Source organism: Flavobacterium panici, assembly GCF_903819335.1.
In the GTDB taxonomy this organism is placed as follows: domain Bacteria; phylum Bacteroidota; class Bacteroidia; order Flavobacteriales; family Flavobacteriaceae; genus Flavobacterium; species Flavobacterium panici.
In genome coordinates this window covers 20267-41543 of the sequence record NZ_CAIJDE010000023.1, presented here as the reverse complement: position 1 = coordinate 41543, position 21277 = coordinate 20267, and the positions used below count along the sequence as shown (strand labels likewise).

Below are 21277 nucleotides of genomic sequence, written 5' to 3'. Positions count from 1 at the left end.
CTCAAACAAATAAATTTTGTTAATATATTAATCTTTCATAATTGTTTTTCGAAATAAAACATTCAAAAACTTTTATATCTTCGGCACCAAATTCAAAAAAAGATATAAATCTATTAATTCATAGTTGAATCCCTTTTATAATGAAAAAAACAGAATGTACTAATTGTGACAATAAAAGTGTACCAATTAATGAAACAATTACAATTGATGAAAAAGATTTTTGTAACTCCTGTTTTGAAACTAATTTCCCCGACGATAAAAGTCTTAGTGGGAAAAAAGTAGAAAAAAAATATGATCCCACAATTTGTTCTGCTTGTTCTAAAGACTTTGAAGAAATAGAATTAAACAAGATTGGAGTATACCCTCATTGCAATAATTGTGAAACAGCAGTCAATAATCGAGTTTTCCCTACCTGGGTAAAAGCGTTCTTTATTGGTATTATAGCTATTGTTCTATTTTCATTTTATTGGAATTGGCAATATTTCGACGCTTATAATAAATTTCAAGAATCAATTGGTTCTTTTGAAAAAGGAGATTTTGCCAATGCATCAAACTTAATGCAAAAAGCAAGTACAGAAGTTCCTGAAGTAGAAGACCTCAAAACGCTTGCTGATTTTTATAGTGGCTTCAATTTTCTTAAACAAAACAAAAGCAAAGAAGCTTTAAACAAATTTAATTCCTGCATAGGAAAAATACCTCCTGATTACAATCTTGATTTATATATTAATATGGCAAAAATTGGGGTGACTTTTGATAAAAAGGATTACGACGGTTTTCTTGCCGCATCTCAGGAAGTCCTTAAAATTGACTCAACTTCTGCAGAATGCTATTCAGGTGTTGCTTCTGCTTATTCTTGCATTTATGCCACTAAAAATGATGAATCTGCAAAAATTAAAAGCTTCGAATATTTAAAAAAAGCAAAAGCAATAGACAGTACAAGTTCTGAAGCCAAATTCTATTATAATATGATAGAATATAGATTATTTGCCCATACAGTAATAACTAGAGAAGAGTTTATTAAAAAATTTCCAAACGGTTGGATTAAAAATTAAAAAGATATGTTTTTTATACCTGGTGAATTAATTTCAATTGTGTCATTTCCCGGAATCATTGTTCATGAATTTGCACATATGTTATTTTGTAAAATTAGAAAAGTAGCTGTTTTTGACGCATGTTATTTTAGAGTTGGAAATCCTGCGGGATACGTGATACACGAAAACACGAGCAATTTCACATCAACTTTTTTAATCTCTATGGGACCATTTTTTGTAAACACTCTTTTATGTTTACTTATATGTCTTCCTGCTTATATGCCAATAAAGTTTTTTGATATTGAACATCCATTATCTTATTTTTTAATCTGGCTTGGAGTTTCAATAGGCATGCATGCTATTCCATCAAATCAAGATGCCGAAAATGTGTTTAAAGAAGCAAAAATAGCAATCAAAAATAAAAACATATTAGCAATAATATCTTTTCCCATAATTGGATTAATTTATGTCTTTAACATTCTAAGAATCATTTGGGCAGATGTAATTTATGGTGTTGCAATAGGAATAGGAATTCCTTCTTTAATATTTGGATAAAATTTAAGATTCTTCATTTCACTTTATAAAGTCTAACTTTGTAAAAAACCGGAACTATGAAGAATTTTTTATTTTTATTTATTGCCATTATCTTCGAAATCATTGCAACTTCGGCATTAAAAAAGTCTGAGCAGTTCACACAGCTTTTACCAAGCATTATTACCGTTGTTGGCTATTTTGCTGCGTTTTATTTTTTGAGTTTTGCAATCAGAACAATTCCGGTTGGTTTTGCATATGCAATTTGGTCTGGAGTTGGAATTGTTTTAATTACAATCATTGGTGCTATTTTCTTTAAGGAAATTCCAGATCTACCTGCGATAATTGGATTGAGTTTAATTATAATTGGCGTTGTTGTCATTAATGTGTTTTCTAAAACTACGGCTCATTGAGACATAATGCCACGAAGTCGCTAAGGCACAAAGTTTTTATTTTTTAAGTTTATATCAATCTTTGCCGATTTACTTTGCGTTCCTTCGACTTCGCTCAAGATGACAATATTGTGAAAGAAAAACTTAGCGACTTTGTGCCTTTGTGGCAAAAAACTCAGCAAGTTTCAGATTTTATACCTGCAAAAAGCAATCGATATTTGCCTTATAAAATTGAATGAAAATGAACACACAGGAAAACATCAATTATAATCGTATCGCAGATGCCATCGATTATATTAAAGCAAATTTTAAAGAGCAGCCAAATCTTGATGAAGTTGCAGAGAAAGTGCATTTGAGTCCGTTTCACTTTCAGAGGCTTTTCAGCGATTGGGCAGGAACAAGTCCGAAGAAGTTTTTGCAGTATACCAGTTTGGAACACGCCAAAAAACTACTCAAAGAAAATCAGGCGACTATTTCTGAAACCGCATACGAAACGGGACTTTCAGGCACCAGCCGACTTCATGATTTATTTGTAAATATTGAAGGAATGACACCGGCCGAATACAAAAATGGCGGAAAAAATCTGGAAATAAACTACAGTTTTGCCGAAAGTCCGTTTGGGAATATTATTGTGGCTTCAACTCAGAAAGGTGTTTGTTTTATGGCTTTCGCCGAAGATGAAGCTATTGGATTTAATGATTTAAAGAATAAATTTCCAAATGCTGCTTTTTCCCGAAAACTTGATTTAACACAGCAAAATGCACTTTTTATTTTCCAAAATGACTGGAGTAAATTATCTGAAATAAAACTGCATTTAAAAGGAACCGATTTTCAACTGAAGGTTTGGGAAACTTTATTAAAAATTCCGATGGGACAGCTTTCTACTTATGGAACTATTGCGCATCAAATTCAAAAACCAAATGCTTCAAGAGCCGTTGGAACTGCAATTGGGAGTAATCCAGTCGCATTTTTAATTCCGTGTCACCGCGTAATTCAGTCTTCGGGAATCTTTGGCGGTTATATGTGGGGAAATACCCGAAAAACGGCTATTATTGGCTGGGAAGGTGCGCAGGTAAATCCAAATTTATAATTTACAACATAATATAATACACACAATATATGTGTAGAGACGCACAGCAGTGCGTCTAACATTATGTATTCCAACCAAAATTGACGAGCAATCTATGTCGACAATCGTTGCGTAGACGCACCGCTGTGCGTCTCTACGGATATGCTTTGTCAAAAACTCAATCTTTATTTAAAAATTTATGCAAACTATACAATCAAAAATGGCTTCTCAAAATTGGGAAAGCATCACCGAATCTATGCACGAAAATGGCTTTGCTATTATTCAGAATGTACTCAATAACGAACAATGTGAAGACTTAAAATTCGATTATGATAATCCAAATTTATACCGAAAAACGGTTGTTATGGAACGTTATAGATTTGGTTTGGGCGAATACAAATATTTCAATTATCCCCTGCCCGATTTAATTCAAAATATACGAAATTCCATTTACCCGAAATTAGCACCAATTGCAAATGCATGGATGAAGGCTTTGAATATTAATACTTTTTTTCCTGAAACACATCAAGAATTATTAAAACAATGTCACGACAATAATCAACTCAAAGCGACTGTTTTAATTTTAAAATATGGAAAAAGCGGATTCAATACTTTACATCAGGATTTATATGGTGATATTTATTTTCCCATTCAAATTGTGCTTTTTCTTTCTGAACCTGATGAAGATTTTACGGGAGGCGAATTTGTATTAACACAGCAAACGCCAAGAGCGCAATCGAAAGCAATTGTTTTAAAACCTAAGAAGGGTGATATTTTAGTTTTTACAACAAATTTTAGACCTGTAAAAGGCACAAAAGGTTATTATCGGGTAAATACGAAACATGGTGTGAGCGAAATTCATTCTGGCGAAAGATATACGCTGGGAATTATTTTTCATGATGCATTAAATTAAGGTTCAAAGGCCCAGAGGTTTCAAAATAACGCATATCTGTAGAGACGCACAGCAGTGCGTCTACGCAACGTGAATCAAAAAAGAAAGATAATTTCTCCCGCAGATTTGGCAGATTTAAACAGATTTTTTAATCATTATAATCCTTTAAATCTGTGGCAAAAAACATCATATACAGCGTCTATCACCGTATTCAATCTGTGTCGACAATCTTTGCGTAGACGCACTGCTGTGCGTCTCTACAGAATAAAATGTGGTAAAATTATGATTGAACACAATAAAATTTCAGATTCAGATCTTCGGAATAAAATTAAAAATGCGGAGATTTGTTTCGGCGGCAACCGGAAACTAAAAATTTACGGAACCCTGAAATGTTCTTCGGGAAAAAGAATGAAACGTGAAAATCGGGTTTTCTTTTCTTCTGAAAATGAAGCAAAACAAAACGGTTTCAGACCTTGCGGACATTGTATGAAACCTGAATATTTAAATTGGAAAAATGGACTTATTTAATCCTGAAATAAACGAAACAACAAACCTACTTCCGAAAGATGGAACTGTAAATTATTACGGAAAATTATTTTCGAGAGAAGATTCTAATCATTATTTGGATGTTTTATTGAATACAATTGAATGGAAAAATGATGAAGCCATAATCTTTGGGAAATTAATTTTGACCAAAAGAAAAGTGGCTTGGTACGGCGATCAGGAATTTGAATATACGTATTCGAATACTACAAAAAAAGCACTTCCGTGGACGAAAGAATTATTGGAATTAAAGAAAATTATTGAGGATGAAACGGGAGAAACTTTCAATTCCTGTCTATTAAACTTATATCATTCCGGCGAGGAAGGAATGGCCTGGCACAGCGATGCCGAAAAAGATTTGAAAAAGAATGGTGCCATCGGTTCTGTAAGTTTTGGTGCTGAACGCAAATTTGCTTTCAAACATAAAGAATCTAAAGAAACGGTTTCTTTGATTTTACAACATGGAAGTTTATTGGTTATGAAAGATGAAACACAAACGTACTGGCTACATCGTTTACCGCCAACAAAAACTACTCAAAAACCTAGAGTAAATTTGACTTTTAGAACTATTGTAAGGTAGATTTATTTCTTCTTTTTTGGAGCCACGTTTTGGTAGGAAAGCTGTAAAGCATCTTGAAACATTTCTGGCCGAACTTTAGAAAGCTCTACAATTGTCCAGCCTTGTTTTCCCCATTTATTTGGAATTGGATAAAAAATCATTTCGCTTGAAGCACAAAAAACAGATTGATCAATTTCGTTTAATTTCAAAACGGCGTGATTGTTTTTTTCATCAAAAGTGGCAAATATCTTTTTGTTTACCCTAAAAGAGGTTTTCTCAAAATGTGGTTCTTCAACTGCATTTTCAAAGGATAAAGCTGCTTTTCTAAAATCTTCAGAAGAAACCATAATTGTAAATTTTAAAGTTAGACCTTTATTTACCAGCCTTGATTCAATCCATTTTTTAAAACTTCATCGTATTTCTCTTTATCAAAAGAATATAAGTTTGGCGCTTTATGTGCTACATTATTTTTCTTTTCATCCAATTTATTCAAAATTCCGATATTAGTTATTTTTCGCATAAAATTTCTTCTGTCAAGTTTTTTGTCCAGAATCGTTTCATACAATTTTTGCAGTTCCGGCATTGTGAATTTTTCCGGTAATAAATTATATCCAACAGGCATTAAATTTAATTCTGTTCTTAGTGTGTCAAGGGCTTTATCAAGAATTTCTTTGTGATCTAAAATAAGTTCAGGAACTTCTTTATGGTCGATCCATTCTATTATTTCAGAAGAACTTGTTCGGACAGGAACAATTTTTAAAAAATCTACCAAAGCATAATACCCAATGGTTACAAAACGACGTGTCAGCCATTTGCCTTTCTCCGGATCGATATCTAAATATTTTAGAACCTCTTTTCCAAAATGGTCATCATTTCGTTTAATTTTTCCAAATGCTGCAAACTGTCTTAAAAAAACACCTTCTACTCCGGTCCTTTCATTTAAAACAGTCACTGCTGCTGTATCAATATCCTGATCTATCGGAATAAACCCGCCTGGTAAAGACCACTTTTCACTGTGCGGAACTTTAATCAGCAAAACTTTTAATTGATTATCATGAAACCCAAAAATAACGCAATCAATGGAAAGTCCCGGCTGGTAATTCTCGTTATTTTCTATAATAAATTTCAGCATTTGAGTTCTTATTAAACTTGCAATTTACTTTTATTTTTCAAAACTGTTACATTTTTATAAAAAGCACGTCTTTATAAAATAAATAAGTATTGAAAAAATCAAAAGTGTACAAATCACAATTTTAGTTAAAATTACGAAATGAATTGAAAAAATAAGTACATTGCGTCATAATAACACATTTGAACAACAAATTGTTAAAACAGAAACATTAAGAAAGAAAAAGATTACAAATATTTAACTTTGTATTCTGTAGATAAATAGAGAATTGAAATTTAATAAACGAGATTATGAGTGTCAATCCGCTAAAAAATATTAACAAAAAAATTAGATCCAAAATCTGGACTTCCTTCGGATTTGTTTCTAAGACTTATCTTTTAGAAGCTTCGCTAAAATACAGTGAAGAACAGGAAAGAATTTTTAACGAAATGATCGTTAAAACTGAAGCGAAAGATAAAAAAGCAAAACGCGAAGCTTTTGATAAAGCTTTGTACGCATCTTATAAAGGAATTGGCGCTATGGATTTTATAAATACTGTTTTGAAATAATTCAAAACCTTTATAAATCCATAGCGCCAATTTTAATTGACATTCTATATTACTGTACTAATTCAAAATCTGATTTTAGTTTAATATCTGCTGATGAAGCTCCAATCAGCACTTCAAAATCTCCAGGCTCTGCCGTCCATTCTAATTTATCATTGTAGAAAGAAAGTTTTTCTTTGTCGATTGTAAATTCGATTGTTTTAGTTTCTCCTGCATTTAATTTCACTTTTTGGAAATCTCTTAGTTCTAAAACCGGACGAACTACTGATCCAAATTTATCTTTTAAATATAGCTGAACCACTTCTTCTCCAGCAACTTTTCCAACATTTGATAATTGAAATGAAACTTTAATTGTTTCGCTGCTTTTGATTTTTGTCGAAGAAAGTTTCAATCCTGAATAATCGAATTTAGTATAACTCAAACCGTATCCGAAAGGAAATTTAGGCGAGTTCTTTAAATCGATATATGCTGAAACATAGTTTTTTGAATCTTCATTTTTAGCTGGTCTTCCTGTGCTGAAATGATTGTAATAAATTGGGATTTGTCCAACTTCTCTTGGAAAAGTGATTGGTAATTTTCCTGATGGATTGTAATCTCCAAATAAAACATCTGCAATTGCATTTCCTGCTTCTGTTCCTAACCACCAAGTGTATACGATTGCAGGAACGTTATCTGCAGTCCAATTAAAAATAAGAGGTCTTCCTGCATTAATTAAAACTACAACTGGTTTTCCTGTTGCCTGAATTGCTTTTACTAAATCTTCCTGAACACCTGGCAAATTGATATTACTGCGGCTTTTTGCTTCACCGCTCATATCGTGTCTTTCACCAATACTCAAAATTACAATATCTGCTTGTTTCGCTGTTTCAACTGCTTCAGCAAAACCATCTTTATTATCTCCGGTAATGTCGCACCCTTTTGCGTAAAGTAATTTTGTGTTTTTACCTACTTTATTTTGTAAACCATCCCATTGCGAAACTACCCATTTATCATAGTTTACATCTGGAAGTTCAACAGACCAAAATCCCATATTGGCTTTATATTCTTTTACCATTGGACCAATGAATGCAATTGTTTTTACACTTTTAGAAATTGGTAAAGTCTGGTTTTCGTTTTTCAACAAAACGATACTTTTTTCTGCTACTTCAAGCGCTGCTTTTCTGTTTGCAGGATTTGCTAAAACTTTTTCAGCTCTTTTATCGTCAGAATATCTGTAAGGATCATCAAATAAACCTAATTCGAATTTTTTGCGAAGAATACGTTTTACAGCATCATCAACCAAATCAATAGAAACTCTGCCTTCTTTTACCAGTTGCGCTAAATTGTAACGGTATGCATTACTTTCCATATCCATATCACTTCCGGCTGTAATGGCAGAATATGCAGCTTCTTTAAGGTCTTTTGAATAACCGTGAGCTACCATTTCTCCAATTGAACCCCAGTCTGAAACTACGAATCCCTGAAAGTTCCATTTTCCTTTTAAGATATCTCTTTGTAAATGTGCATTTCCAGTTGCAGGAATTCCGTTTAAATCATTAAAAGAATTCATAAATGTTGCTGCTCCAGCGTCTAAAGCAGCTTTAAAAGGTGGTAAATAGGTTTCAAGAAGCATTCTTTCGCTCATATCAACTGAGTTGTAATCCCTGCCTCCAACTCCAGCTCCATACGCTGCAAAGTGTTTTACGCAGGCCATAACAGAGTTTAAATCTCCTAATTTATTTCCCTGAAAACCTTTTACTCTTGCATATGCAATTTTAGATCCTAGATAAGTATCTTCTCCTGCGCCTTCCATTACACGTCCCCAGCGCGGGTCACGGCTAATGTCTACCATTGGTGCAAATGTCCAGTGAATTCCATTTGCAGAAGCTTCTTCTGCAGCGACTCTAGCCGCTAATTCAATAGCTTGTAAATCCCAGCTTGCTGCTTCGGCTAACGGAAGCGGGAATGTTGTTTTGTATCCGTGAATAACGTCCTGACCAAATAACAACGGAATTTTAAGTCTTGACTGCATAGCCAATTCCTGATATTGTCTGGTATATTTTGTTCCGATGATATTTAACATCGAACCTATTAAACCTTGTTTGATTTCGGCTTGTTTGTTAGGGTTTATTGTAATTGGACCTGTTGCCTGATTATCTCCTGTGTATTGATTAAGCTGACCAATTTTTTCTTCAATTGTCATTTTCTTCAACAGATCATTTACTTTTTGATCTATTGTTTGCTGCTGGGCCGCCGCAAAAAACGAGACCATCAACAAGGCAAATGTGGTTATTTTTTTCATGAATTTAATTTTGGTTACCAAACGTAAGTTGCAACTGCACCAGCGTTTAAAGTAGTTGAAATTTGTTTTTGATTGTATTTGATATTGAATGTTTCTGTCGAAGTTCCGTCGTTTTCTAAAATTAAAACGGTTTGTCCAGATGGCGTTTTGAAAGCTGCATTATATAAGTTTCCAACAATATTACTTCCAATTCTTACTGAACCTTCGGGAACAAATTTAGAAGCATGTCCAATAATGTAATAACCAACTTCACGCTTAATGTTTTGATTTTGATCAATCATTAAAGCTCCTTTACAAGTCGAACATCCGCCTGGTGTAAATGGTTTGTAATATTCATCGTTTGCCAATCCCCACGAAAGTGCATTTTTACTCCAGTTACGCATTGAACCAATTACGACATTTTTTACAGTCCATTTTAAATCATTTTCAAAACTGCTTTTTGATCCTGTATATTGTTCTGTAAAATATAAATCTTTGTTTGGAAATGCATCATGAACTGTGGTCAAAGCGCTGATATCTCCTTCGTATAAGTGAAATGCTGAACCAGCAACAAAAGGATTCGCTTTTGCATCTTTTAAAATAGTTAAAGGATATTCTGGTTTATTACAATTGTGATCGTAAACTATAATTTTGGTTTTAATTCCTGCTGCTTTGAAAGCTGGCCCTAAATGATTTCCAATAAAATCTGCCTGTTGTTCTGCAAGCATTAATAAACTTGGATTATTTCCCGGATGCAACGGCTCATTTTGCGGTGTAATGGCATCAATAACAATTCCGTGAGATTTCATTGCCTGAATGTATTTTACAAAATACTGGGCATAAACCTCATAATATTTTGGCTGAAGGCTTCCTCCTTTTGAGCTTCCGTTGTCTTTCATCCAAACTGGAGGAGACCAAGGTGAGCCCATAATTTTTATTTTTGGATTTATGGCTAAAATTTCTTTTAACACTGGTACCACATCATTTAAATCCGGACCAAGATTAAAGTGCTCCAGTTTTAAATCTGTTTGTCCTTCTGGCATATCATCATACGAAAAAACTTTCTCATTCAAATCTGAAGCTCCAATACTAATACGCAGGTAACTTATACCAATGGCATCATTTTTTCTGGAAAACAATTCCTGAAGCAATGCTTCTCTTTTTGCTTTATCCAGTTTTAAAATGGTCTGAGCGCTTCCTCCTGTTAACGAAAATCCAAAACCTTCGATAGTTTGAAATTTTTCAGAAGGATTTACTTCAATGGTTTGGTTTGAATTAGTTTCGGTACTAAAAACTAAATCATCCTGTTTTTTAAGTTTAGAAGATTCATCGGTAGTTGTAATCCATGATTCTGCTTTTCCAGAATTGGCAACTACACTTTTTGAAGATCCGCATTTTATCTGCATCGCAATAAGCGGCAGTAAAAGTAAGATTTGAAGTTTTTTGTTAATGTTTTTCATTTTAATCTATTTCTATTAAAACAGGTAAATGATCTGACGGATATTTTAAATCTTTAGAATCACTTAAAACTGCATGTTTTTGAATTTTTAATCCGCTATTTTTTGAAATAAAAATATAGTCTATCAATAATGTAACTGGTTCGTTATGTTTAAAACCATTAAACGTTCCTGATGGTCCAAAAGGTTTTTCTATTGAAACATCTCTAGTATCATCCATTACTTTTTTTATTTCTGCAATTTGAGGTGTGTTTGGTTCTGAATTGAAATCTCCCATTAAAAATGCCGGATATTTCTTTGTGTTTACTTCACTTATTTTTTTCAAAACAAGCTGTACACCTTTTATTCTTGCTTCTTCTCCCATATGATCCAGATGCAGGTTAAAAACCCAGAACGTCTTTTTTGTTTTTAAATCTGTAAAAAGCGCATACGTACAAACTCTGTTACAAGCTGCGTCCCAGCCTCTTGAAACTACGTTTGGTGTTTCTGAAAGCCAAAACGTGTTGGAATTCTGCACCTTAAAACGATCTTTTTTGTAATAAATAGTACAAGCTTCTCCCGTTCCGTTTTCTTCTCTTCCTATTCCAAATCTGTTATAATTTGGAAAAGCTCCTGCGATATCTATTACCTGATTTGGCGTTGCTTCCTGAACTCCAAAAATTTCCGGACCATAAAATTTTATTTGAGAAGTAAAATAATCTTTTCGTTTCGGCCACGCATTTTCTCCGTCTGATGCAACATCTAAACGAATATTATAAGTCATAATTTTTAAATTTTGACCATAAAATGAAACACTTACAAAAAGTAAGAATAATACTAAAATAAATTTACTTGTCTTTTTCATAATTTTTAAAATTTTAATCCGTAAAGCTAGTGTTTCTCTATACTTAAAGAAAAAAACTTATTTAAAACTTATGTTAATTATATACTCTCACATAATCAACTTCGAAAGTTGCATTAGTGAAATTTGGATCAACCGTTCCTCCAAAATTTCCTCCCATTGCTAAATTTAAAATCAGGAAGAAATTAGCGTTAAATGGTGTTGAAGCAGAATTTGCATAGGTATAAAACAAATTATCATCTACATAAAACTTAATGCTTTCGGCACTCCATTCTGCAGCGTAAATATGAAATTCTGTCGCTGAATTTGGAACTGTTGTCGTTTTAGTATCAGGTGTGTTTCCTGAACGTCCAGGCGAATGCAGTGAAGAGTGGTTCACGTTTGGATTATTTCCAACTGATTCCAGAATATCAACTTCACCACAAGCAGGCCAAGGCGCAGTATCGATATTATCTCCTAACATCCAGAATGCCGGCCATGTTCCGCCGCCCACTGGTAATTTTGCACGAACTTCTGCTCTTCCGTATTTAAATGAAAATTTACCTTTTGTAAGCATTCTTGTCGATGTATAATGGCTTCCCATATACTCTTCTTTAATGGCTTTAATTTTTAGGGTTCCATTTGAAATAATTACGTTTTCTGGACGAGTTGTGTAATATTCTAATTCGTTATTTCCCCATCCGTCTCCTGTTCCTGTGTTGTAACCCCATTTCGAAGTGTTTGGCGCACCATCTACATCAAATTCATCTGCCCAAAGTATTTTTCTGGCAACATATACATTTACCGAAGAAGTTGAACTGATAAATTGCCCAGAACCATTGTAAGCCGAAACAATTATAGAATATGTTTTTGTCCCTGAACCTGTAAATGTGTATGTAAGTTCTCCGTTTGTAATTTCTTTAAGCTGATTGTCTATTAAGACTTTATATGAAACTGCATTTGCTGCATTAATTTTCAAGTTTACTTTACCGCTTCCATCCCCATCAGGGTTTGCTGCAGTTTTACCCACAACTTCAACCTGAATAGTTAAGTTTGAAGGGGCTGGATTATCTGAACCTCCGTCTGAGCTATCGTTACTGCTGCTGCAAGATTGAAATATCAGCAATAAAATAGTGGTTAGAAAACCTGCTTTGTCCATTATATTTTTAAATTTTTTCATTTGCTTTTATTTTTTAGAAACACTTTTTTTACCGTCCAAAAAATCCAGATAATTCAAATTGAATCCTCCTTTTTCAAAAACTACTTTTATTTTATTTTCACCTGCGTTTAATTCTACATCAGATAAAATAATGGTTTTCCATTTTTCATTTCCACCAGTTACAGGCAATGTTATGGTTTTTGATTTTGCGCCATTTGCTGTTTCTAAATGAAGCTGTCCTTCAAGATTTTCGCTTGAATAACGTATGGCAACATTGTATTTATTTTGCTTTTTAATCTGTGCAGTAAATTGTAACCACTCTCCTTCTTCAATAAATGAAACCTGATAACCGTTTGATCCGACATCTTTACAGGGCAAAATATCAACGCCATCGTTACGCATTGTATTTCCTTTATTCCATTGATCAAAATTTCCTGTTGCAACTCTGTAATTGATAAAATCTTTATCAGAATAAGCAAATCCATTTGTTCCTAAATCATATTCCGTTGCAATGATTTTTCCGGGAATTGCATGTTTTTTATATGGTTTTGTATCGTTGGTCTGCACTTGTCTGAACATCGCATCGATTACATCTGGTTTTACGGTTACGTTTTCCATTTTGTAGTTATCGGCCATTTTCATTAATGCTTTTTTCGAAAATTCTGCTGATGGTTTTTGACCGCCATCTCTCCAGTATTTTAGTAAAACATCGTATTCCGGAATTTTGGTTACCGAAGTTACTCCTGCAATGTTTTCGATTTTTTTCATTGGCCAAAAAGCCCATCCAATATTATTGGTTTCCACCAATGTCAAAGCGTCTTTAAACCAAACATTTGAGTTTTCGCCACTTTCTCCTAACCAGATAGGAACATTATATTGTGTTCTGTAATCCAGCATTTTCTGGATCGATTCCTTGTCGTTGTAGTTCCAGTATTTGTGGAAACTCAACGCCATGTTTTCATCCCATAAAGGGAAAATACCGTTGTAATTATTTCCCCAGCAATTTCCTTCGATAATTACTAAGTGGTTTGTGTCGACTTCGCGAATTGCTTTTGTCACGGCAACCATTAAATCTCTTAAAGGTCCGTTTGAGTTCTCGTCGCAGCCATTTTTATTTGATCCGGTAAAATTCCAGTTTGGTTCGTTGATAATATCATAAGCTCCAAGCCACTGACTGTCTCTGTAGCGAGAGGCCAGTTTTTTCCATAAAGCAATCATTTTTTTCTGATTGGCTTCACTTTGCCATAATGATGGTTTTGTGGTATCGTAATCAGAAATTGCGGCATCATTTCCTTGTCCGCCTGGTGCAGCGTGTAAATCTAAAATCAAGTAGATTTTGTTTGCTTCGCACCATTTCAATAAATTATCTGTCATGGTGAAGCCTTCTTCTATCCAGGTGATTTCTCCATTTTTTTCCTGCTCAATGGGCGGCGTATATAAGTTATAATGCATTGGAAGACGGATCGAATTGAAACCCCAAGCTGCCAGCGAATCGATATCACGCTTTGTGATTCCGTTTGCTTTGTAGGCTGCGTAAAATTCCTTTGTTCCCTGTTCTCCAATAACTTCTTCAATTTTTTGTTTGATTTGGTATTGCGGACTTGCAAAAGGCTGTGTTTGTAACATATAACCTTCCTGAACCATCCATCCACCAAGGCCTAAGCCTCTTAGAATGATGTTCTTTCCGTTTCCGTCAACAATTTTTTGTCCGTCTCTATGCAGAAATCCTTGTCCAAAAATTGTAACAGAAAACAAAAGCTGTAATGCTATTATTGCTTTTTTCATTTGAAAATCAATTTTACTTTGCCTTTAATTTATTTCCAAGTGTAAGTTCCAACAGCTCCTGCTTCAAGAGAAGTTGTGATCCATTTATCATTGAATTTAACATTGAAAATTTCACTTACTGATGAATCATTTACTACCACTAAAACTTTTGATCCAGATGGCGTTATAAAGGCAACGTTTTGTAAACTTCCGCTTGAGTTACTAGCAATTCTAATAGATCCTGAAGGAACAAATTTAGATGCATGTGCAATAATGTAATAAGCAACGTTACGTTGAAAACTTTCTGATGAAGTTACTGTCAACGCACCTTTACACATGGAGCAGCCGCCGTTTGTATGAGGTTGGAAAGCCCCATCATTGGCTAAATTCCATTCTAATGCGTTTTTACTGTAATTTCTCATAGAGCCAATAACTACATTTCGAACGTGCCATTTTAAATCTCCTGCAAAATCTCCTGCTGAAGATGTCCATTGTTCTGTGAAATACACATTTTTTGTTGGATAAGAGTTGTAAACATTACTTAATGCACTGATATCTCCGGCATATAAATGGAATGCTGATCCGTCTACAAATGGAAAGGCATCGGCATCAGCCAAAATTGCTTTTGGATAATTTGGGTTATCACAGTTATGATCGTAAGCAATAATTTTCACACTAAGATTTGCTGCTTTAAAAGCCGGCCCTAAATTGTTTTTAATAAAATTCGCCTGCTCTGCTGCAGACATATACATACTTGGGTTATTTCCGTCATGTAAAGGTTCGTTTTGCGGTGTTATTGCATCAATTGTAATTCCTTCTGCTTTCATTTGCTGAATGTATTTTACAAAGTATTTAGCGTAAACATCATAATATTGTGTTTGCAATTTTCCTCCAATAAAGCTGTCTTTATCTTTCATCCAAAGCGGTGCTGACCAAGGTGATCCTAAAATTAAAATCTTTGGGTTAATTGCTAAGATTTCTTTTAAAAGTGCAATTACTCCTGCTTTGTCTTTTTCTAAACTAAATTTTGCTAAAGTTAAATCCGTTTCACCTGCTGCAAGATCATCATACGTAAATGGTGTTGCATTTAAGTCAGATGCTCCAATACTGATTCTTAAATAACTAATTCCAATTGAATTAGCTCCAGTACCAAATAATTCTTGTAAAAGTGCGCTCTTTTTTGCTGCTGTTAATTGATTGATTACTTCAGCACTTCCGCCGGTTAATGTGTATCCAAAACCATCAACAGTTTGATATTTTTGTGCCGCATTAACTTCAATATTGGTATATGAATTTGGTATTGTACCAAATCCTAATGTTCCGCTTTGTTTTGCTAATAATACGCTTTGGTCTCCTTTTGTTAACCAGAAATCAACATCGTTTGTTACCACAACTGGCGGGTTTACAACAGGTGGATTTACTACAGGATCAACTGCATCATTTGATGTAGAACATTTTACCTGAGAAAATACTGCCATTGAGAAGAACAGTATTTTTATAGTGTTTTTAAAATTTAGTTTCATTTTTGATCGTTTTTTAGTGCAGCACTTAGTATACAATAGTTTGTATTGCGTGTGCCGGGATAGTTATAGTATTTTGTGAATTGTGGTTTATTAGGGTATAAATAATCTCATTATCTGATTGATTCATGACAATGGTTACTATTTTATCATCAGAATTTTTAAAAGAGGTGCTTATTAATTTTTTATCGCTTATTGTCTGTATTATTCTTTTCGCATTTGGGCGAATAAATTTTGAAAGATGCCCTATGTAATAATACATCGGCGTGTAGATTAATTCATCTTTTGCAGTATCAGCATGAATTGGTGAAAAACAGAAATTCCCAACATGATTTGGACCTCCGTTTTGATCCAGAAGAATATTCCAGTCTGTCCATCCAACGGTTCCGTTATTAAAATCGTTGATCATATTAAGTCCGTATCGTTCTGCATTTCCCCAAAACTGAAATCTTGAAGCATCAAATTTTTCGATACAACCTTCTGTAAAAAGTAAATTTTTATTTGGAAAAGCTTCGTGTACTTCCCCTACTGATTCAAATTTAGGTGTACCGCCGTTCCATGTTTCGTACCAATGAAACCCAATTCCCCATGCATATTTTGAAACTTCAGGATCTGAAAAAACAAGATTGGCTCTTTTGGTTAACATATCTCCGCGATTGTGATCCCAGATTATTACGTTTTTAGAATTTAATCCTTCTTTCTCTAAAGTTGGTCCCAGAAAGTTTTTCAGGAAATCTCTTTCGGCTTCTGGAGTGTAGATGCAAGATTCCCATCTTTGTTTTGCCATTGGCTCATTTTGAATGGTTAACCCCCAAACAGGAATTCCTTCTTTTTCGTAAGCTCTTATAAATTTAACATAATAATTTGCCCATGATTGTGCAAACTCTGGCAACAAAACGCCGCCGTGCAAAATATCATTATTGTCTTTCATGAAAGCTGGGGGACTCCATGGACTAACTAATAACGTTAATTTCCCGCCGGCAGTTTCGATTGCACTTTTTATTAATGGAATTCTATATTTTCGATCGTGATCAATGTTGAAGGTTTTTAAATCTTTATCACCCTCTGCAACATATGTATAACTGTCACTGCTAAAATCGCAGCTATGAATATTTGTTCTGGCTAAAGTATATCCTATTCCTTTATTTTTATCGTAATAAGCGGTTAGGAATTCTTGTTGTTTTTTTGGAGATAGCTTTGCATAGACTTCAGCACTTGCGTCTGTAATTGCGCCGCCAATTCCTAGGAAAGTCTGATCTGTTTTATCGGCATCTAAAGAAATAGAAACCGTTGATTTTGTTTGTTGTGCAGTAGATTTTGAAATTAAATTATCTGATAATGATAATCTCAAATTGGTGTTTTCGGCTGTAGTGTAAACCGTAATTTTTTTATTTGTTTTGGATGCAGAAACAGCTGATCCGTTTGCAGTTTTTGATGTTGAACAACTTACTTGCAAAATTATTATTAAAACTAATAAGATTCTATTGATGGTTTTCATTGTTACTTCAAAAAACATTTTATTTCTAGTTAAAAATTGAGGGCTGAGTTGGATGATTCAAATCAGCCCTCTTCTGTTAACTCAAAAAATATTAATAAACAAGCGTTTGTATAGCGTGGGCAGGAATTTTAACTACTGATTTTTCTGCTGCTATTATCAAATTATATGTAATTTCTTTATCTGTTTTGTTCATTACAATTGTTGCCATTGTACCATCTGTATTTAAAAATGATGTACTTAACAAACCGCTTCTGCTAACTGCAGAACTAACTCTTTTTGCATTTAGTCGAATGAATTTTGAAAAATGCCCTATGTAATAATAAGAAGGAGTGTAAATTAACTCACCCGTTGTTGTGTCTGCATGAATTGGTGCAAAACAGAAATTTCCAACATGATTAGGCCCTCCGTTTTGATCTAAAAGAATGTTCCAGTCTGTCCATCCAACGGTTCCGTTATTGAAATCGTTAATCATAGAAATTCCGTAACGTTCTCCATTACCCCAAAACTGATATTTTGCAGCATCGAATTTTTCTACACATCCTTCTGTAAACAATAGTTTTTTATCTGGATATGCTTCATTTACTTTTGCAACATTGTCAAACATTGAGTCTCCTCCTGACCAGTTTTCATACCAGTGAAAACCCATTCCCCAAACATATTTTGCGGCTTCAGGGTCAGAGTAAATTACGTTTGCTCTGTAATTCATTAGGTCACGATTGTGATCCCAAACGATGATTTTTTTATCTCCAAGTTTTTCTTTTTTCAAAGTTGGCCCTAGAAAGTTTTTAATGAAATCTCTTTCAGCTTCTGCTGTGTAAATACAAGATTCCCAAGTTTGAACAGCCATTGGCTCATTTTGAGTTGAAGTTCCCCAAATTGGAATTCCTTCTTTTTCATATTCTTTTATAAACTTGACATAAAAGTTTGCCCAGGTTTGATAATATTCTGGTAATAATGTTCCTCCTTTTAGCACGTTTCCGTTGCTTTTCATGAAAGCATTTGGAGACCAAGGGGCAACATAAGTCAATAATTTTCCTCCTGCAGTCTGGATTGCCTGTTTGATTAACGGAATACGAAATTGTCTATCGTGTTCAATAGTAAACGTTTTTAAATCTTTATCTCCTTCTGTGATATAAGAGTAGCTTCCACTGCTAAAATCAGAACTTTGGATCGTGGTTCTTAGCAAAGAATAGCCAATTCCTTTTTGTTTATCGTAATAGGCATTTAAGAATTCTGTTTGTTTCTCTTTTGAAAGTTTAGCAAAAATTTCGGCACTTGCGTCAGTAATGGCACCTCCAATTCCCATAAATGTTTGAAACTTTTTAGACGGTTCTACAAAAACAGAGATCTCCGTTTCAAGAGGCTGTTTTGATGCTGAAAAAGTCAAATTATCTGTTGATGTTAATCTCAGTTTTGAATTTTCGGCAGTAGTGTAAACCGTTATCTTTTTCCCGTTGGTTGTAAATTCTTTCTTTGCTTTTGTCTGCTGTGCAAGAGCGGTGACTGTAAACAAAAAGCACAGAAACTTTAAAGTATTTTTTTTCATTCTTTTCTTTGATTTTTTAATTCTAAAAGAAGTTTTCAGAAACTCGTTCTCTGATTGCTTAGGATTTAAAAATAGCCCATACTCATAATGATTATGGGCTATTTACAACCAAACTTAAACTTAACTTAAACTTTTATTTTCCTCTCATTTCGATTCTGCTCACAGTAATTCCATCTTTTGTGAAAGTATTACCACCAGAACGAATTAGTAGATAGATTTTACCTGTAGTATCAAATTTTACAACATTTGAAACAGAAGCTGTTCCGTCATTTTTAACACAGCCAACTGAAGAAAGCCTTCCTGTAAAAGCTCCTTTTGCGCAGCCATCCCAAGTGCTCAGACCCATTACTTTGTTGTCTTTATATTCGACACCATCTTTAGGTACAGATTTTCCAGCATATACTTCAAACCATGTTTCATCAGATCCACTTGGACAAGAAACAAGCATATCAATTGTATATTCTTTATCTTTTACAACATCAATTGCTTGATAAATTCCTTCTTGCGCCCATCCTCCTGGAGAATGAATTGTTGCAGTTCCTGAATTAAATGACCAAAATGCAGCACCAGTAGCGCTTAATTTTGCTGATGACCATTGAGCTATATCAGCTGCGTTATTAAAGAATCCTCCTCTAACTAAATTAGGTTTAGCAGGATCTGAAGCTGCAACTACAATATCATGAGAAACTTTAGATGTAGCACCTCCAGCAGCAATAGCTGTATGAGTTACAGTATAAGTACCGGCATCTGGTAAAACAACTTCTTCTTCCATTTTACCCATATAAGGTCCATATCCAATATCCCATTTTGATGAAATTACTCCATTTTCCTGAGCAGTTAAAAGATAAGTATTTACTTTTCCCGCAACAGGAGCAATTGTAAAAGCAGCATCAACATTTGTAGCTGTTAAACCGTTATTAGCCGGATCATCATCACAGCCTGTAAGCGAACCTAATGCTATCGCAAGCATTAGGTAAGCACTTCTTTTTAAAATTATACTTAGGTTCATTTTCTTTTTGGTTTTTGGTTAGATAGTTTTTTTGTTATTCGTAGTTAGGGTTTTGTTTTAATTTAGTCCCTGTTAATTCTACGTAAGGAATTGGGAAAATTTCATCTGTCCCAGCATTGAATCCTCTGTCAGATAAAGCAGTAGCAGCATCACCCCATCTTACTAAGTCGAAGAATCTGTGTCCTTCACCTGCAAGCTCCATTCTTCTTTCATTTTTGATAGCAGCTAATGTTACCGGAATTGAAGCAAGGCCAACTCTCGCTCTTACTGCATCAAGTAAAGCTTGTGCTCTAGCACCTGTAGCACCTAATGCTTCAGCTTCTAATAAATAAGTATCTGCTAATCTGATAACATAAGAGTTTTGTTTGTAGTTCAACTCAGCAGCTCCACCACCCGTACGAACGTCAGTTTTTCTTGGTAAAAATTTGTTCAAGAAATAACCTGTGTCTTGGTAACCTGGAATATAATCCGCTTTACCAGCAGCTTTTAATGCTTTTAAGTCAAAAATAGTTGCGTCAAATCTAGGATCAGTTTTCATTGCATCGTATAGTTTTTGTGTTGGAACACTAAAACTCCATCCAGAAGGAAGGTCTGCTGCATTAGAATTTGCTGGTCTAGAATAACCTCTAGGTCCAACCATTACGTTTAATGAGTTTCCTTCGTCTCTTCCAGACCCCCAGAATCCCCAATCAGAGTTTCCAGCACTAGTATGAGATACTTCAAGAAGTGATTCTGAATTAAATTTGTTAGCTACAACCCATAAATCACTAAACTTAGCAAGTAATTTATTTCCATATTGGTTAGCTTGTCCTGGTGTACCATTTACCTGAGCAAGAATTGCAGCAGCTTCTGCATTTTTCCCATCATATAAATAAACTTTTCCAAGTAATGCCTGAGCAGCTCCTCTTGTTAAACGACCTGATCCTGTAGCAGCATCTACACTAGTAGGTAAAGCTGGAATAGCTTCCACTAAATCTTTTTCGATTTGAGCATAAACAGCAGTTGGAGCTGATTGCTCAACATTTAACATAGTTGATGTTGTAAGTGGTTCCAAGATTAATGGAATATTCTTAAACATTCTAACTAAATTGAAATAGTATAATGCTCTTAAAGCTTTAGCTTCACCTGTGAATCTAACTTTTAATGCATCTGACATATTAACTCCAGACATTTTTGATAACAAAACGTTTGCTCTGTAAACACCTTGATAATGATCATTCCAGAAACTTCCAGGAATAATTAATGAAGTTAATGAGTGAGTTGAAAAATTTTGAATTCCCTGACCATCTGAAGCTCCACCACCACCAGCATAGAAATCATCTGAACCAGCATTTAGCATAGCAACCAAGTTTTCAAAACCTCCAGTATTTTTTCTTAATGGATCGTAAACCCCAACAAGAGCAGCAGTAGCTTGCTGTTCGTCTTTGTAGTAACTAGTTGATAGGAAAGATCCCTTTGGGTCAACGCTCACGAAATCTTCTGAACAAGATCCTGCTAAAGCTGCCAAAGCTACAACAGCGTATATATATTTAAATTTATTTTTCATCATTCTT

Annotated in this window: 20 protein-coding genes; 8 read left to right on the top strand and 12 right to left on the bottom strand. The window is 34.3% G+C overall.

Translation table 11 applies throughout. The features are described 5' to 3' along the window. Positions 1-140: 140 nt before the first annotated feature. The 7 genes from FLAPXU55_RS01870 to FLAPXU55_RS01840 all read left to right on the top strand — a co-directional run bounded on the left by FLAPXU55_RS01870 (position 141) and on the right by FLAPXU55_RS01840 (position 5038). Positions 141-1052: a hypothetical protein gene (locus FLAPXU55_RS01870; RefSeq protein WP_180856339.1), complete on the top strand. Its 912-nt coding sequence runs from the start codon at positions 141-143 to the stop codon at positions 1050-1052. A gap of 6 nt (positions 1053-1058) precedes the next feature. Further along, on the top strand, positions 1059-1586 hold the full coding sequence (locus FLAPXU55_RS01865; RefSeq protein ID WP_053472589.1) for a metalloprotease family protein: 528 nt from the start codon (positions 1059-1061) through the stop codon (positions 1584-1586). Positions 1587-1642: 56 nt separating this feature from the next. After that, positions 1643-1975 (top strand): DMT family transporter, encoded by a 333-nt coding sequence (locus FLAPXU55_RS01860; protein WP_180856338.1) that lies wholly within the window; start codon positions 1643-1645, stop codon positions 1973-1975. 220 nt (positions 1976-2195) lie between these two features. Beyond that, on the top strand, positions 2196-3044 hold the full coding sequence (locus FLAPXU55_RS01855; protein WP_180856337.1) for a bifunctional helix-turn-helix domain-containing protein/methylated-DNA--[protein]-cysteine S-methyltransferase: 849 nt from the start codon (positions 2196-2198) through the stop codon (positions 3042-3044). A 178-nt stretch (positions 3045-3222) separates the two neighbouring features. Continuing rightward, entirely contained in the window at positions 3223-3936 is a 714-nt protein-coding gene (locus FLAPXU55_RS01850) for a 2OG-Fe(II) oxygenase (RefSeq protein WP_180856336.1), read from the top strand. A gap of 261 nt (positions 3937-4197) precedes the next feature. Then, positions 4198-4443 carry an Ada metal-binding domain-containing protein gene (locus FLAPXU55_RS01845; RefSeq protein WP_180856335.1) on the top strand — a complete coding sequence of 82 codons (246 nt, stop codon included), beginning with the start codon at positions 4198-4200 and terminating at the stop codon, positions 4441-4443. Further along, positions 4430-5038 carry an alpha-ketoglutarate-dependent dioxygenase AlkB family protein gene (locus FLAPXU55_RS01840; RefSeq protein ID WP_180856334.1) on the top strand — a complete coding sequence of 203 codons (609 nt, stop codon included), beginning with the start codon at positions 4430-4432 and terminating at the stop codon, positions 5036-5038. Before FLAPXU55_RS01845 ends, FLAPXU55_RS01840 begins: the two co-directional genes overlap by 14 nt. Before the next feature lie 2 nt (positions 5039-5040). On the opposite strand, the gene FLAPXU55_RS01835 is transcribed toward FLAPXU55_RS01840, so the two are convergent. Then, complete coding sequence (locus FLAPXU55_RS01835; RefSeq protein ID WP_180856333.1) at positions 5041-5364, bottom strand: MmcQ/YjbR family DNA-binding protein; 324 nt, start codon at positions 5362-5364, stop codon at positions 5041-5043. 29 nt (positions 5365-5393) lie between these two features. Next, positions 5394-6149 carry an NUDIX hydrolase gene (locus FLAPXU55_RS01830; RefSeq protein WP_180856332.1) on the bottom strand — a complete coding sequence of 252 codons (756 nt, stop codon included), beginning with the start codon at positions 6147-6149 and terminating at the stop codon, positions 5394-5396. A gap of 287 nt (positions 6150-6436) precedes the next feature. Here FLAPXU55_RS01830 and FLAPXU55_RS01825 point away from each other — a divergent pair, with 287 nt between their 5' ends. Next, the gene (locus tag FLAPXU55_RS01825; protein WP_053472583.1) at positions 6437-6694 is read left to right on the top strand and encodes a hypothetical protein; all 258 of its coding nucleotides are present in this window, start codon (positions 6437-6439) and stop codon (positions 6692-6694) included. A gap of 49 nt (positions 6695-6743) precedes the next feature. Here FLAPXU55_RS01825 and FLAPXU55_RS01820 read toward each other — a convergent pair whose 3' ends face one another. From FLAPXU55_RS01820 to FLAPXU55_RS01775, 10 genes are all read right to left on the bottom strand, one after another. Further along, entirely contained in the window at positions 6744-8972 is a 2229-nt protein-coding gene (locus tag FLAPXU55_RS01820) for a glycoside hydrolase family 3 N-terminal domain-containing protein (RefSeq protein WP_180856331.1), read from the bottom strand. A gap of 14 nt (positions 8973-8986) precedes the next feature. Beyond that, the gene (locus tag FLAPXU55_RS01815; protein WP_180856330.1) at positions 8987-10411 is read right to left on the bottom strand and encodes a glycoside hydrolase family 30 protein; all 1425 of its coding nucleotides are present in this window, start codon (positions 10409-10411) and stop codon (positions 8987-8989) included. Between the two features lies 1 nt (position 10412). Then, positions 10413-11252 (bottom strand): endonuclease/exonuclease/phosphatase family protein, encoded by an 840-nt coding sequence (locus tag FLAPXU55_RS01810; RefSeq protein WP_180856329.1) that lies wholly within the window; start codon positions 11250-11252, stop codon positions 10413-10415. Positions 11253-11325: 73 nt separating this feature from the next. Next, positions 11326-12408 carry a glycoside hydrolase family 16 protein gene (locus FLAPXU55_RS01805; RefSeq protein ID WP_180856328.1) on the bottom strand — a complete coding sequence of 361 codons (1083 nt, stop codon included), beginning with the start codon at positions 12406-12408 and terminating at the stop codon, positions 11326-11328. A 6-nt stretch (positions 12409-12414) separates the two neighbouring features. Beyond that, a complete protein-coding gene (locus FLAPXU55_RS01800; protein WP_180856327.1) occupies positions 12415-14172 on the bottom strand; it encodes a cellulase family glycosylhydrolase in 1758 nt (585 codons plus the stop codon). A gap of 29 nt (positions 14173-14201) precedes the next feature. Beyond that, positions 14202-15674 (bottom strand): glycoside hydrolase family 30 protein, encoded by a 1473-nt coding sequence (locus FLAPXU55_RS01795; RefSeq protein ID WP_180856325.1) that lies wholly within the window; start codon positions 15672-15674, stop codon positions 14202-14204. Positions 15675-15699: 25 nt separating this feature from the next. Next, entirely contained in the window at positions 15700-17169 is a 1470-nt protein-coding gene (locus FLAPXU55_RS01790) for a glycoside hydrolase family 30 protein (protein WP_180856382.1), read from the bottom strand. Between the two features lie 91 nt (positions 17170-17260). Further along, positions 17261-18715, bottom strand: coding sequence for a glycoside hydrolase family 30 protein (locus FLAPXU55_RS01785; RefSeq protein WP_053472577.1), 1455 nt, complete (start codon positions 18713-18715; stop codon positions 17261-17263). A gap of 133 nt (positions 18716-18848) precedes the next feature. Further along, positions 18849-19724 (bottom strand): hypothetical protein, encoded by an 876-nt coding sequence (locus FLAPXU55_RS01780; protein WP_180856323.1) that lies wholly within the window; start codon positions 19722-19724, stop codon positions 18849-18851. A 34-nt stretch (positions 19725-19758) separates the two neighbouring features. After that, positions 19759-21273, bottom strand: a complete 1515-nt coding sequence (locus FLAPXU55_RS01775) for a RagB/SusD family nutrient uptake outer membrane protein (protein ID WP_056207999.1) — start codon at positions 21271-21273, stop codon at positions 19759-19761. Positions 21274-21277 lie beyond the last annotated feature (4 nt).

Coding starts and splice junctions, on each gene's coding strand:
- FLAPXU55_RS01860 (WP_180856338.1), top strand. CDS start 1,643: ATGAAGAATTTTTTATTTTTATTTATTGCCATTATCTTCGAAATCATT.
- FLAPXU55_RS01785 (WP_053472577.1), bottom strand. CDS start 18,715: ATGAAAAAAAATACTTTAAAGTTTCTGTGCTTTTTGTTTACAGTCACC.
- FLAPXU55_RS01825 (WP_053472583.1), top strand. CDS start 6,437: ATGAGTGTCAATCCGCTAAAAAATATTAACAAAAAAATTAGATCCAAA.
- FLAPXU55_RS01805 (WP_180856328.1), bottom strand. CDS start 12,408: ATGAAAAAATTTAAAAATATAATGGACAAAGCAGGTTTTCTAACCACT.
- FLAPXU55_RS01855 (WP_180856337.1), top strand. CDS start 2,196: ATGAACACACAGGAAAACATCAATTATAATCGTATCGCAGATGCCATC.
- FLAPXU55_RS01780 (WP_180856323.1), bottom strand. CDS start 19,724: ATGAACCTAAGTATAATTTTAAAAAGAAGTGCTTACCTAATGCTTGCG.
- FLAPXU55_RS01810 (WP_180856329.1), bottom strand. CDS start 11,252: ATGAAAAAGACAAGTAAATTTATTTTAGTATTATTCTTACTTTTTGTA.
- FLAPXU55_RS01835 (WP_180856333.1), bottom strand. CDS start 5,364: ATGGTTTCTTCTGAAGATTTTAGAAAAGCAGCTTTATCCTTTGAAAAT.
- FLAPXU55_RS01840 (WP_180856334.1), top strand. CDS start 4,430: ATGGACTTATTTAATCCTGAAATAAACGAAACAACAAACCTACTTCCG.
- FLAPXU55_RS01800 (WP_180856327.1), bottom strand. CDS start 14,172: ATGAAAAAAGCAATAATAGCATTACAGCTTTTGTTTTCTGTTACAATT.
- FLAPXU55_RS01870 (WP_180856339.1), top strand. CDS start 141: ATGAAAAAAACAGAATGTACTAATTGTGACAATAAAAGTGTACCAATT.
- FLAPXU55_RS01830 (WP_180856332.1), bottom strand. CDS start 6,149: ATGCTGAAATTTATTATAGAAAATAACGAGAATTACCAGCCGGGACTT.
- FLAPXU55_RS01790 (WP_180856382.1), bottom strand. CDS start 17,169: ATGAAAACCATCAATAGAATCTTATTAGTTTTAATAATAATTTTGCAA.
- FLAPXU55_RS01865 (WP_053472589.1), top strand. CDS start 1,059: ATGTTTTTTATACCTGGTGAATTAATTTCAATTGTGTCATTTCCCGGA.
- FLAPXU55_RS01775 (WP_056207999.1), bottom strand. CDS start 21,273: ATGATGAAAAATAAATTTAAATATATATACGCTGTTGTAGCTTTGGCA.
- FLAPXU55_RS01795 (WP_180856325.1), bottom strand. CDS start 15,674: ATGAAACTAAATTTTAAAAACACTATAAAAATACTGTTCTTCTCAATG.
- FLAPXU55_RS01820 (WP_180856331.1), bottom strand. CDS start 8,972: ATGAAAAAAATAACCACATTTGCCTTGTTGATGGTCTCGTTTTTTGCG.
- FLAPXU55_RS01815 (WP_180856330.1), bottom strand. CDS start 10,411: ATGAAAAACATTAACAAAAAACTTCAAATCTTACTTTTACTGCCGCTT.
- FLAPXU55_RS01850 (WP_180856336.1), top strand. CDS start 3,223: ATGCAAACTATACAATCAAAAATGGCTTCTCAAAATTGGGAAAGCATC.
- FLAPXU55_RS01845 (WP_180856335.1), top strand. CDS start 4,198: ATGATTGAACACAATAAAATTTCAGATTCAGATCTTCGGAATAAAATT.